At 74.6% G+C, this 12,219-nt stretch carries 9 protein-coding genes and 1 tRNA gene; 5 read left to right on the top strand and 5 right to left on the bottom strand.

The window, feature by feature from the left end; translation table 11 throughout:
- The first annotated feature begins 43 nt into the window (after positions 1-43).
- From UIS43_RS17810 to UIS43_RS17800, 3 genes are all read left to right on the top strand, one after another.
- A complete protein-coding gene (locus UIS43_RS17810) occupies positions 44-532 on the top strand; it encodes a tRNA adenosine deaminase-associated protein (RefSeq protein ID WP_013155820.1) in 489 nt (162 codons plus the stop codon).
- Positions 529-1,011, top strand: coding sequence for a nucleoside deaminase (locus UIS43_RS17805; RefSeq protein WP_013155819.1), 483 nt, complete (start codon positions 529-531; stop codon positions 1,009-1,011). Before UIS43_RS17810 ends, UIS43_RS17805 begins: the two co-directional genes overlap by 4 nt.
- A gap of 10 nt (positions 1,012-1,021) precedes the next feature.
- Positions 1,022-1,106: transfer RNA gene (locus tag UIS43_RS17800), tRNA-Ser, on the top strand.
- A 243-nt stretch (positions 1,107-1,349) separates the two neighbouring features.
- Here the strand turns inward: UIS43_RS17800 and UIS43_RS17795 are convergent.
- Entirely contained in the window at positions 1,350-2,210 is an 861-nt protein-coding gene (locus UIS43_RS17795) for a LacI family DNA-binding transcriptional regulator (RefSeq protein ID WP_013155818.1), read from the bottom strand.
- Positions 2,210-4,684 (bottom strand): glycoside hydrolase family 2 protein, encoded by a 2,475-nt coding sequence (locus UIS43_RS17790; RefSeq protein ID WP_013155817.1) that lies wholly within the window; start codon positions 4,682-4,684, stop codon positions 2,210-2,212. The genes UIS43_RS17795 and UIS43_RS17790 overlap by 1 nt, the downstream gene beginning before the upstream one ends.
- A gap of 172 nt (positions 4,685-4,856) precedes the next feature.
- Here UIS43_RS17790 and UIS43_RS17785 point away from each other — a divergent pair, with 172 nt between their 5' ends.
- Both UIS43_RS17785 and UIS43_RS17780 read left to right on the top strand, forming a co-directional pair.
- Positions 4,857-7,040, top strand: coding sequence for an alpha-galactosidase (locus UIS43_RS17785; protein ID WP_081461773.1), 2,184 nt, complete (start codon positions 4,857-4,859; stop codon positions 7,038-7,040).
- 182 nt (positions 7,041-7,222) lie between these two features.
- A complete protein-coding gene (locus tag UIS43_RS17780) occupies positions 7,223-8,488 on the top strand; it encodes an ROK family transcriptional regulator (RefSeq protein WP_232051610.1) in 1,266 nt (421 codons plus the stop codon).
- Between the two features lie 21 nt (positions 8,489-8,509).
- Here UIS43_RS17780 and UIS43_RS17775 read toward each other — a convergent pair whose 3' ends face one another.
- The 3 genes from UIS43_RS17775 to UIS43_RS17765 all read right to left on the bottom strand — a co-directional run bounded on the left by UIS43_RS17775 (position 8,510) and on the right by UIS43_RS17765 (position 12,090).
- The gene (locus UIS43_RS17775; protein ID WP_013155814.1) at positions 8,510-9,064 is read right to left on the bottom strand and encodes a PadR family transcriptional regulator; all 555 of its coding nucleotides are present in this window, start codon (positions 9,062-9,064) and stop codon (positions 8,510-8,512) included.
- 38 nt (positions 9,065-9,102) lie between these two features.
- On the bottom strand, positions 9,103-9,960 hold the full coding sequence (locus tag UIS43_RS17770) for a Rieske (2Fe-2S) protein (protein WP_013155813.1): 858 nt from the start codon (positions 9,958-9,960) through the stop codon (positions 9,103-9,105).
- Positions 9,961-10,080: 120 nt separating this feature from the next.
- Positions 10,081-12,090 carry an NADPH-dependent 2,4-dienoyl-CoA reductase gene (locus UIS43_RS17765; protein WP_013155812.1) on the bottom strand — a complete coding sequence of 670 codons (2,010 nt, stop codon included), beginning with the start codon at positions 12,088-12,090 and terminating at the stop codon, positions 10,081-10,083.
- Positions 12,091-12,219: the final 129 nt, after the last annotated feature.

Raw genomic sequence — 12,219 nt, 5'->3', positions numbered from 1 at the left:
GACCTGCTCTAGAAGAGCATCCGGGCGAACAGGAGAGCACGCGGTGTCGACCTTCGCAGCGGTCTTCGCTCCCAACGGGAGGACGTGGCGGGGAACCGAGGTCGAACTCGGGGACGTGGACGTCATCGACGACGTCACCGAACTGATGCTCGACTTCGCGACCGACCGGGGCAGCGAGGTCTCGATCCTGCTGGTGGAGGCCGACGACGAGTGGTTCGCCATCGTGCGCGCCGACGACGACGGCGGCGAGCCGCGCGTGTACCTCTCCGACGCGCGGGTGGTGCACGACCACCCGCTGGCCTCGGTGCTGTCCGAGGCCGGGGGGCTGGGCGCGCCGCCGCCCTCCGAGAGCGCCGGAGCCCGGCCCGACCCGCGGCCCGACGGCGACGGGGGCCTGCTCTCCGACCTGGGCCTGACCGAGGAGGAGTTGCGCTCCCTGTCCGTCGGCGGCGGGGTCCTGCCCAGCGACGTCCTGGCCGTGGTGGCCGAGCGCGCGGGCTTCGCCGAGATCCTCGACGGCATGAGGCTGTGATCGGACGGGACGTCCTCGACGCCGCGCTGCGCGCGGCGATCGCCGAGGGCGAGGCCGCCTTGGAGACGGGCGACGTGCCGGTGGGCGCGGTCGTGCTGGACGCCGACGGCGCCGTCCTGGGCACCGGGCGCAACGAGCGCGAGGCCACCGGCGACCCCACCGCGCACGCCGAGGTGCTGGCGCTGCGGGCCGCCGCACGCGCGCGAGGCGAGTGGCGGCTGGGCGGCTGCACCCTGGTGGTCACCCTCGAACCCTGCACGATGTGCGCGGGCGCGACGGTGCTCTCCCGCGTGGACCGGCTGGTCTACGGGGCGAGGGACGCCAAGGCGGGCGCGGCCGGGTCGGTGTGGGACGCGGTCCGCGACCCCCGCCTCAACCACCGCCCGGAGGTCGTTCCGCCGGACCTGGTGCCGCGGGAGCTCTCGGACAGGTGCTCCGATCTCCTGAGCCGGTTTTTCGCACGGCGCCGTATCCGGTAGAGTGTCTCGCGGTGGAGTCGCCTAGTGGCCGATGGCGCCCGCCTCGAAAGCGGGTAAGGGGCAACCCTTCGAGGGTTCAAATCCCTCCTCCACCGCACGAGGCCGATGCTCACGCGGGTGAGCGTCCGGCCGGTAGAGGTAGCGAGGGCCGGTTGGTCCGAGCCGACGCACGGTGTGCGCGGCGCGGAGCAACCGGCCCTTCGCGTTTCCCTGATCGGGTTCCGTCGGCCAGGGCAGGGTCCGGCGGCCGGAGTGCGGCCCCTGAACGACTTGTCGGCCTGTCGACAGGTCGCCCCGTCGACAGACCGACAAGCCGCCGTGGCGACGGGCCGGTGCGGTTACTCCCCGGCGGGTGCCGGGCCGGTGCTGCCCCGGGCTACGAAGCGCGCCGCCGGCGACCACCGCTCCGCCACGGCCGCCCCGTCGGCGCACTCCAGGGCCGACTCCGCGACCGCGACCCCGTACCGGTACACGTCCACGCTCATGGTGGTGAGCGCGGGCTCGGCCAGGCGGCACAGGGTCGAGTCGTCCCAGGCCACCAGGCTCAGCTGCCCGGGGACCCGCACGCCCAGGCCGCGGGCGGCCTCCAGCCCGGCCACCGCCATCACGTCGTTGTCGTACAGGACCGCGGTCGGCGGGTCCTCCCGTTTGAGCAGCTCCGCGGTGAGCCGGGCGCCCGCCTCGTGGGAGTAGTCGCCCTCCAGGACCACCGGAGCGGGGATCCCGGCCGCTCGGCAGCCCTCCGCGAGGGCCTCCGTGCGGGCGCGTGTGTGCAGCAGCTCGACCGGCCCGCTCACCCGGGCGACGCGCCGGTGGCCCAGTTCCAGCAGGCGTTCCAGCGCCGTCCGGACCGGGGACACGTGGTCGGTCAGGACGGTGGGCGTGGCGGGGTCCGGGACCGGGCTGCCCGCGACCACGGCGGGCAGGCCCAGCTCGCGCAGCACGGCGGGGCGCTCGTCCCCCTCGGTCGGGTTGACCACCACGACCGCGTCCACCAGCCGCCGCTCCGCCCACCGGCGGTAGGCGGCCAGCTCGGCCTCCCGGCCGGTCACCAGGTGCAGCAGGACCGACATGTCGCGCTCGGCCATCCGCTCCTCGATCCCGGCGATGAACTCCATGAAGAAGGGCTCGGCGCTCAGCAGGCGGCGCGGCCTGGCCAGGACCAGCCCGACCGCGCCTCCGGTCCCGGACCCGTCCATCAGGCCCGCCGCGCGCGCAGGGAGTTGGCCGAGCGCAGGACGGGGGCGGCGGTCAGCGCCGTCGGGTCCACCTCCGCGTCGGTGCGCACCAGGAAGCTGTGCGTCTCCCCGGCCAGCAGGTCCACGAGCATGTCGTCCACCTCGGCGTCGGGGGCCACCCGGTCGGCCAGGACGGAGACGTCCCTGGCGAAGGACGAGGCGCGCACCTCCACCCGGTAGCCGCCCTCCACGGGCGCGGCGACGGCGGTCAGCGCGTCGGGGTCGTAGGACAGGTGGACGTCCTCGCGGAAGGGCCGCACGAGGCGGGCGTCGCGGGTCGTGGCCACGAGCACCTCCTCCTTCGCGTCCCCGGCCGCGAGCAGCTCCCGTGCCAGGTCGAACTCCGCCGCGGAACGGGGCGGTACGGCCAGCTCGATCCTAGCGGTGTGCAGCACCTCGCCCCCGAAGGTCTGGCGCTGCGCGCTGACCGGCTCCGACCAGGCCTCGTCGGTGTCGTTGACGGCCACCAGCACCAGCCGCCCGTCCCGGGGCTGGACGGTGAGCAGGCGCGGCGCGTAGGCGCGGCGCAGCCCGTACCAGAGCGGCTTGGGACGCTCCTCGCCGTCCACGGCCGCCCAGGAGGTGACCGGCCAGCAGTCGTTGATCTGCCAGACCAGGGCGCCCGCGGTGCGCGGCCACCAGGACCGGAAGTGCTCGACGCCGAACGCCACCGCGCGGGCCTGGTTGAGCTGGGTGGCCCAGTGCCAGTCCTCGAAGCTCCTCGGCGTGGGCAGGTGGGCGGACAGGCCCCGGGCGAGCTTGCCGTTGCCGTCCTCGGCCTTCTGGTGCAGCAGGAAGGCGGGCGAGGTGGGCGTGAGGGGCTCGTCGTGCACCCAGTCGGTGAGGGTGGCCCAGGTGGGCGGACCCTGGAAGCCGAACTCGGAGCAGAACCGGGGCACGTGGTCCTGGTAGGCCCGGTAGTCGGTCTGGTTCCACACGGTCCACTCGTGGCGCGTGCCGTGCGCCTCGTCGTTGGGGTGGACCTCCTTCGGGGCGTACCCCGGGGTGTAGGGGCTGCCGTCGGCGTAGAACCGGGTGGGGTCGAGCTCGGCCACGACGCGGGGGAAGAGGTCGGTGTAGTAGCCGTAACCCCAGGTCCGGTCCCCGAGCCGCTCCTGCCAGCCCCAGTCCATGAAGCCCCAGAGGTTCTCGTTGCCGCCGTTCCACAGGGCCAGCGAGGCGTGCGAGGTCAGGCGCGCGACGTTCTCCCGGGCCTCGGCCTCGAACTCACCCCACAGCGGCTCCTCCTCGGGGTAGGCGGCGCAGGCCAGGAGGAAGTCCTGCCACACGAGGACGCCGCGCTCGTCGCAGACGTCGTAGAAGTCCTCGCTCTCGTAGATCCCGCCGCCCCACACGCGCAGCATGTTCATGTGCGCGCCGACGGTCTGGTCCACGCGCCGGGCCAGGCGCTCGCGCGTGATCCTGGTGAGGAAGTGGTCGTCGGGGATCCAGTTGGCGCCCTTGACGAAGATCGGCTTGCCGTTGACCACGACGGTGAAGGGGGTGCCGTGCTCGTCGGGCGTGGTGTCCACGGTGATGGTGCGAAAGCCCACGCGGCGGTCCTCCGAGCCCAGCGGCTCGGCCCGCCCGTCCGCGGTCAGGGTGACGGACAGGTCGTACAGGGGCTGGTCGCCGTGGCCGACCGGCCACCACAGGCGGGCGTCGGGCACCTCGACCACGACCACGCCGCCCTCCGCGCCGGGCGCCACGTCGGCGGTGGCCCGCGCACCGGCGACCTCGGCGGACAGGACCAGACCGGGACCGGGAGCGCTCCCGGACCACTCGACGTCGGCGTGCACCTCCACCCGGCCGGTGCCGTCCTCGCCGACGGTGACTAGCGGGCGTACCTGGGAGAGGCGGGCGGTGCGCCACCGCTCCAGGCGCACGGGCTTCCAGATGCCGGCGGTCTGGAGGTCGGGCCCCCAGTCCCAGCCGAAGGAGCAGGCCATCTTGCGGACCATGTTGTACGGGTGCGTGTTGGTGTGCGGCCGCTCGCCGAGTTCCCCGCGGACCTCCTCGGCGTACTCCAGCGCGGACCGGAAGACGACCACGAGCTCGTTGGCCCCGGCGCGCAGCGTGTCGCGCACGTCGAAGCGGTACCCGCGGTGCATGTTGGCGGTGGTGCCGAGCACGGTGCCGTTGAGCTCCACGGTGGCCACCGTGTCCAGGCCGTCGAAGGCCAGGTCGACGCGTTCGCCGTCCTCGACCGCGTCGGCCTCGAACGTGAGGGAGTAGCGCCAGCCCGCGCGGTGCATCCAGGCCAGCTCGGTCTCGTTGCTGTCCAGGTAGGGCTCGGGGATCAGCCCGGCGGCCAGCAGGTCCAGGTGGGTGCTCCCCGGGACCTGGGCGGGGACGGTGCGGCCCGCGACGTTCTCCGGGACGGGCCCGCTCGTCGCGGACAGCCGCCAGCCGTCGTGCAGGGTGTGACGGATCATCTGTGCCTCTCGGGGCTTCGGGGGCGGGGACGTCCGGCGTGTCCGCGGAGCGCGCTCCGCGGGGCGTCGCGGTCGTCGTGGGGTGGCGGTCCCTCTTGCGCGAACCAGCCACCTCGGGGATTCTTACTTTTCCGAACAAAGTAAGTCAACCCTGTTCCCGACCACGAAGGACGTGGCGACCGTGGCATCGCACCGCCCCCTCTCCGGCGGCTCCGACCTCCCCCACCTGCGCGCCGCCGGGGTGAGCCTCCTGCTGGACCTGACCGGCCAGACCCTGCCCCGGGTCCTGCACTGGGGTTCGGACCTGGGCGACCTCTCCCGCGGGGAGCTGGACGACCTGCGCCTGGCGCTGAGCCCGCAGCCCATCGGGTTCTCCGTGGACGGGCCGGTGGAGGTGGCCGTGCTCCCCGAGCAGTCCGCCGGCTGGCTCGGCACGCCGGGCCTGGTCGGCAACCGGGGCGGCGCCGACTTCTCCACCGCCTTCCGCGTGCGCGAGTCCGCGGTGGAGCACCGCTCCCCGGCGGGCGGGCGCCTGACCGTACGCGCCGAGGACGCCCGGGCCGGGCTCTCCCTGGACCTCGTGGTCGAGCTGACCCCCTCGGGCCTGGTCCGCCAGCGAGCCACCGTCACCAACGGGGCCGCGTCCCCCTTCGCCGTGGACGCCGTCAACCTCGTCCTCCCCGTCCCGGCCGAGGCGGTCGAGCTGCTCGACTTCGGCGGGCGCCACATGCGCGAGCGCAGCCCGCAGCGGACCGCCTTCACCCAGGGCCTGCGGGTGCGCGAGAACCGTACCGGGCGCACCGGTTACGACGCGGCCCACCTGCTGGCCGCGGGGACGCACGGCTCCGGCAACCGCTCCGGCGAGGTGTGGGCCGTGCACACGGCCTGGTCGGGCAACCACCGCACCTTCGCCGAGCGCACCTACCACGCGGTGTCCCTGCTGGGTTCGGGCGAGCTGCTGCTCTCCGGGGAGGTCGTGCTGGCCGAGGGGGAGTCCTACACCACCCCGTGGCAGTACGGCTCGCACGGGCACGGGCTGGACGAGGTCTCCGCCCGCTTCCACCGGCACCTGCGCTCGCGCCCGCACCACCCCTCCACCCCGCGCCCGGTGGTCGTCAACACCTGGGAGGCCGTCTACTTCGACCACGGCCTCGACCGGCTGCGCGAGCTGGCCGACGCCGCCGCCCGCGTGGGCGCCGAGCGGTTCGTGCTCGACGACGGCTGGTTCGGCTCGCGCCGCGACGACCGGCGCGGCCTCGGCGACTGGTACGTCTCCGACGAGGTGTGGCCGGACGGGCTGGGCCCGCTCACCGACCACGTCACCGGGCTCGGCATGCAGTTCGGGCTGTGGGTGGAGCCGGAGATGGTCAACGAGGACTCCGACCTGGCCCGCGCGCACCCGGACTGGATCATGGCCGCGGGCGACCGGCTGCCCCGGCCGGCGCGCTCCCAGCAGGTGCTCGACCTGGCCCGTCCGGAGGCGTTCGCGTACGTCCTGGAGCGCCTGGACGACCTGCTGTCCGCCTACCCGGTCTCCTACCTCAAGTGGGACCACAACCGGGACCTGGTCGACGCGGGGCACCGGCCGACCGGGCGGGCCGGGGTCCACGGCCAGACCCTGGCGGTGTACCGGCTGATGGACGAACTGCGCCGCCGCCACCCGGCTGTGGAGATCGAGTCCTGTTCGTCCGGCGGCGGACGGGTGGACCTGGGGGTGCTGGAGCGCACCGACCGCGTGTGGGTCTCCGACTGCATCGACGCCCTGGAGCGGCAGGACATCCAGCGGTGGACCAACGCGCTCGTCCCGCTGGAGCTGATGGGCACCCACGTGGGGGCGGGCACCGCGCACACCACCGACCGCCGCCACACCGTCGACTTCCGGGCCGGGACCGCCCTGTTCGGGCACTTCGGGATCGAATGGGACCTCACCCGCGCCGACCCCGCCGACCTGGCCCGCCTGCGGGAGTGGGTGGAGCTGTACAAGGAGCTGCGCGGCCTGCTGCACACGGGGACCGCCGTGCACGGCGACCACCCGGACCCGGCGGTCCGGGTGCACGGGGTGGTCGCCGAGGACGGTTCCGAGGCGCTCTACGCGATCGTCGCCACGGGAACCTCGGAGCTGTACCCGACCGGGCCCGTCCGGTTGCCGGGCCTGCGCCCGGAGGCGGTCTACCGGGTCCGCCCGCAGGCGCCCGGGGACGTGCCCGACGGCAACGCGCACCGGTGGGGGGTGCCGCTGCCCTGGTGGACCCCCGAGGGCGTCCGCGTCAGGGGCGCGGCGCTGGAGCGCGCGGGCCTCCAGGCGCCGGTGCTCTTCCCGGAACGGCTGGTCCTGGTGCGCGCCACCCGGCTCTGAACCCGGCCCCGGCCCGGCTCGGGAGGGCACCGCGCGTGCCGTCCTCCACGGGCACGGCACGGAGGAGGGAGCCCGGCCGGGGAGCCGGGTTGCCGTCCCCGCGCGCGGGCGCGACACTTGGCCCACGCCCGCCCGCCGGACGCGGAGGGGCGGGTCCCCGCGCGCGGGCGCGACGTGACCGGATGGAGGTGGCATTGGGCGGGCCGTCACGGGCGATTCCGCACACGACGAGCAGGGCGGCGGTCCTCGACGTCATCCGCGCCGCGGGCACGATCAGCCGCGTGGGACTGGTGGAGGCCACCGGGTTCACGGGCGCCACCATCTCCACCGTCGTCCGCAGGCTCATCGACGACGGCCTGGTCCTGGAGACCGGGCGCGCCGAGTCCACCGGCGGCAAGCCGCGCGTCCTCCTCCGGCTCAACCGGGAGTCGCGCTACGCCGTGGGCGTCCACATCGACCCCATCGGCATCACCTACGCCCTCATCGACCTCACCGGCGCCGTGGTCTCCCGGATGACCCGCGCCGGGGTGAACCGGGACGAGGACCCCGCCGAGACCACCTCCCGCATGTCCCGCCAGGTGGAAGCCCTGGTGGAGGGCGCCGGGGTGGACCGCGAACGGGTGCTCGGCGTCGGGCTGGTCGCCCCGACCGGCGGGCTCCACCGGCACCCCTCGCTGCGGCACTGGGCCGACTACCCCGCGGCCGGGGAACTGGAGGACGCGGTCGGCCTGCCCGTGGTCCCCGGCAACGACGCGACCGCCGCCGCCCTCGGCGAGTACTGGTCCGGCGTGGTCGGCGGGTCGTCCATCTTCGCCGCCGTGTACATGGCCACCGGCGTCGGCGCCGGGGTCCTGGTCAACGGCATCCCCTACCACGGGGCCAGCGGCAACGCCGGGGAGGTCGGGCACGTGTGCCTGGACGTGGACGGGCCGCTGTGCTGGTGCGGCGGACGCGGGTGCGCCGAGGCGGTCGCCGGTCCGGCCGCCGTCGTGGCGGCCGCCCGTGCCGACGGGGACCTCGCCCGCGCCGCCGGCCTCACCCGGGAGGGCGGCCCGGTCCGGCCGTCGGTGGGCGCGGAGTTCACCGCCGTGGTCCGCGCGGCCCGCCTGGGCCAGCCCACCGCCCGCGCCCTGCTGGACCGCTCCGCGCGCCACCTGGCCGTGGCGGTCCGCACGCTGGCCAACCTGATGGACCTGGACCTGCTGGTGCTGACCGGTCCGAGCCTGGCCGCGGCGGGGTCGGTCTACCTGCCCGTCATCCAGGAGGAGTTGGACCGGGCCTTCTTCGCCCGCGCCGCCCACCCTGTCGAGGTGCGCATGTCCACGTCGGCCGCGACCGCGCCCGCCATCGGCGCGGCGGCCATGGTCCTGCAGGGCCAACTGGTTCCGCTGCGCCCCGGGCTGCGTCTGCCCGAGAACCTGTCGGAGTCCGGGGCGGACTGGGACTGAGAGTCCAGCGGGCCGACGCGGTCAGGCGTCCGGGGCGCCCTCCCCGGCGTCCTCCAGCTCCTCGACGGCGCGGGTCAACCACGCCACCCACCCGGCCTCCACGTCGATGCCGCCGAGCAGCACCAGGCGCTGGACCCGCTCCCGTTCGGTGGCGGGCCCGTCCGGGTAGTCGCGCCGCTCGAACCCGCGGTACTCCTCCAGTCGCAGCAGGTGCAGGTCGCGGTGGCGGCGCAGTTCCGGAACCAGGCCGCGCACGCCCACCACCCCGGCGGCGCGCAGTCGCAGCGGCAGCGGGTCGCGGGAGGCCCTGGGGTCCTCGCGCAGGTCCACCCAGCGCTCCAGCTCCTCACGTCCCGCGGGCAGCACCTCGTACTCCTTGCGCCCTCCGCGGGTCGGCCCGTCCGTCGCCAGCGCCCGGATCAGCGCCGCCCGCTCCAGCTTGCCCAGCTCCCGGTAGATCTGCTGGTGGGTGGCCGACCAGAAGTACCCGATCGAGCGGTCGAAGCGCCGGGCCAGCTCCAGGCCGGACGAGGGCTTCTCCAGCAGGGCGGTCAGGATGGCGTGGGGCAGGGACATGGGCGCATTCTAGGCAGCGTCGCGGGAGCCGCGTTCCGTCACGGGGCGGACTCGGGCAGGCGGACCATCACCCGGCCCTCCACGACCGACGCGTCCAGGACCTGCGGCGGAGCGGTCGCGGGCCCGTGGACCACCGTCCCGTCGTCCAGGCGGAACTCGCTGCCGTGCCAGGGGCAGCGCACGCACCCGTCCACCCGCTCACCCTCGGCCAGGGGCGCGCCCATGTGCGGACACGTGCCCAGCATCGCGCTCACGGAGCCGCCAGTCCGCGCCACCAGGACCGGGACGCCCGCCACGTCGCCCCCGCCGAGCCCGCCGTCGTCGAACCCGTCCAGCGGGCCGAGGTCGTGCCAGCCCCCGGGCAGCAGGTCGACCAGGTGGTCGGCGCTGTTGGCACCCGCCGACCGGTAGTAGGCCATGTGCCCGCCCAGGGACCCGCTCAGGCCGACCACGCCCACGCCGACCAGCGCGAGGAACCTCCCCCAGCCCTGGCGACCGCGGGCCCGGGCCAGCGAGGAGGCGCCGAACAGCAGGGTGCCGACGCCGTTGGTCGCCGCGTGGACCACGCCCACGCGCTGCTGGCGCTCGTGCTGCTGCGACCAGTCCGCCAGGCCGCTCACCACGGCGGGCAGGGTCGTGACCAGCCCGGCGTTGACCAGCGCGTGCGCGCTGCGTCGGTGGTCCCCGGGCAGCGAGTCCAGCAGGACCGCCGCCATCCACGTACCGAGGGGCAGCTGCACCAGGATCGGGTGGACGGGGTGCCCGAGCTGGACCCCGTGCAGCATGTCGCGGACGGTGCCGGACGGGATCCGTTCGGCCAGGCTCTTCATGCTGGAGACCGCGGGGTCGAGCTGCTCGTCGCGTTCGATCCGGCGGATGCGTTCACCGATTCTCATGGTGGTGCGGCTACCCGGGGCGCGCGCGTGTCACTCACGGGACCCGGAGCCGCGCGGATCCTTGAACCCGGCTTTCCCCGGCCTCCCCGGACCCTTGCGCCGGGGAGGCCGGGGCGGGTGTCACAGCGCGGCGGCCAGGCGGGTGCCCTGGTCGATCGCCCGCTTGGCGTCGAGCTCGGCCGCCTCGTCGGCGCCGCCGATCAGGTGGACCGCACGGCCCGAGGCGGTCAGCTCGTCGGCGAGGTCCCGGAGCGGCTCCTGGCCCGCGCACACCACGACGGTGTCCACGTCGAGCACGCGCTTCTCCCCGTCGACGGTCAGGTGCAGGCCCTCGTCGTCGATCCGGTCGTACTCGGCCCCCGCGACCGTCTCCACGCCGCGGTGGCGCAGCTCCAGCCGGTGGATCCACCCCGTGGTCCTGCCCAGGCCCGCACCGACCTTGCCGGCCCTGCGCTGGACCAGGTGCACGGTGCGCGGCGACGCCGGACGCCGGGGCTCGCCGAGGCCGCCCCTGGAGGCGGGGTCGGTGTCCACGCCCCACCTGCGCAGGAACTCCCCGGTGTCGACGTCGCCCCCGCCGTCGGTGAGGAAGGCGGCCACGTCGAAGCCGATGCCGCCCGCGCCGATGACCGCCACGCGTTCGCCGACCTCGACGCTCCCGCGCAGGACGTCCGCGTAGCCCACCACCTTGGGGTGGTCCACGCCCGGGATCCCCGGCACGCGCGGGGTGACGCCGGTGGCGAGCACGACCTCGTCGTAGCCCTCCAGGTCGGCGGCCCCCACCCGGGCGCCCAGCCGCACGTCCACCCCGTGCCGGTCGAGCTGGACCCGGTAGTAGCGCAGGGTCTCGTCGAACTCCTGCTTGCCCGGTACGCGGCGGGCCAGGTTCAGCTGGCCGCCGATCTCCCCGGCCGCGTCGAACAGCGTGACCTCGTGCCCGCGCTCGGCGGCGGACACGGAGCAGGCGAGCCCGGCGGGTCCGGCGCCCACGACGGCCACCCTCCTGCGCAGGCGGGTGGGGGAGAGCACGAGTTCGGTCTCGTGGCAGGCGCGCGGGTTCACCAGGCAGGAGCTGGTCTTCAGGCTGAACGTGTGGTCCAGGCAGGCCTGGTTGCAGCCGATGCAGGTGTTGATCTGCTCGGGGGTGCCCGCCGCGGCCTTGGCGACGAAGTCGGGGTCGGCCAGGAAGGGGCGGGCCAGGGAGACCATGTCGGCGTCGCCCCCGGCCAGGATCGCCTCGGCCACCTCGGGGGTGTTGATGCGGTTGACCGCGACGAGCGGCACGGACACCCGGCCCCGGAGCCTGCGGGTCACCCAGCTGTAGGCGCCGCGCGGAACGGACGTGGCGATGGTGGGGATGCGCGCCTCGTGCCAACCGATGCCGGTGTTGATGATGGTCGCCCCGGCCTCCTCCACGGCCTTCGCCAGCCGGACCACCTCGTCGAACGTGGAGCCGCCGGGCACCAGGTCGAGCATGGACAGCCGGTAGACCACGATGAAGTCGGCGCCGACGCGTTCGCGCACGCGCCGCACGATCTCCACGGGGAAGCGCATGCGGTTCTCGAAGGAGCCGCCCCAATCGTCCTCGCGCCTGTTGGTGGCCCGGGCGACGAACTGGTTGATCAGGTACCCCTCGGAGCCCATGATCTCCACGCCGTCGTACCCGGCGAGCCTGGCCAGTTCGGCGGCGCGGACGAAGTCCTCGATGGTGCGCTCGACCTCGTCGCCGGTGAGCGCCCGGGGTGTGAAGGCGCTGATGGGGGCCTGGATCGCGCTCGGCGCCACGGAGTCCTCGTTGAAGGCGTAGCGGCCGGTGTGCAGGATCTGCATGGCGATGCGCCCGCCCTCGCGGTGCACCGCCGCGGTGACCACGCGGTGCTCCTCGGCCTCCGCCTCAGTGGTCATCTTCGCGGCGCCCTTGTAGGTGGCGCCCTCGGGGTTGGGTGCGATGCCGCCGGTGACGATGAGGCCGACGCCGCCCCGGGCGCGCTCGGCGTAGAAGGCGGCCATCCGCTCGAAGCCGCCCGGCGCCTCCTCCAGGCCCAGGTGCATGGAGCCCATGACCACGCGGTTGGCGAGGGTGGTGAAGCCCAGGTCCAGCGGTTCCAGCAGGTGGGGGTAGTCGCCCATGTCGTCTCCTCGCGCGGTGCCTCGCGGGCCGGTGTCCGGTCGGCCCGCACTCATTATGCAACAAGTTGCAAAAAGGGTCGCGGGCGCACCTCGTGTACCGGGGGAGCGGGGTCGGATCAGCCGGGAACG

The organism is Nocardiopsis sp. LDBS0036 (assembly GCF_041228755.1).
GTDB lineage: Bacteria > Actinomycetota > Actinomycetes > Streptosporangiales > Streptosporangiaceae > Nocardiopsis > Nocardiopsis dassonvillei.
The sequence above is the reverse complement of the archived record's forward strand: the minus strand, read 5'-3'. Positions and strand labels throughout refer to the sequence as shown.

Coding starts and splice junctions, on each gene's coding strand:
- UIS43_RS17795 (WP_013155818.1), bottom strand. CDS start 2,210: ATGGACGGGTCCGGGACCGGAGGCGCGGTCGGGCTGGTCCTGGCCAGG.
- UIS43_RS17790 (WP_013155817.1), bottom strand. CDS start 4,684: ATGATCCGTCACACCCTGCACGACGGCTGGCGGCTGTCCGCGACGAGC.
- UIS43_RS17780 (WP_232051610.1), top strand. CDS start 7,223: ATGGAGGTGGCATTGGGCGGGCCGTCACGGGCGATTCCGCACACGACG.
- UIS43_RS17775 (WP_013155814.1), bottom strand. CDS start 9,064: ATGTCCCTGCCCCACGCCATCCTGACCGCCCTGCTGGAGAAGCCCTCG.
- UIS43_RS17770 (WP_013155813.1), bottom strand. CDS start 9,960: ATGAGAATCGGTGAACGCATCCGCCGGATCGAACGCGACGAGCAGCTC.
- UIS43_RS17765 (WP_013155812.1), bottom strand. CDS start 12,090: ATGGGCGACTACCCCCACCTGCTGGAACCGCTGGACCTGGGCTTCACC.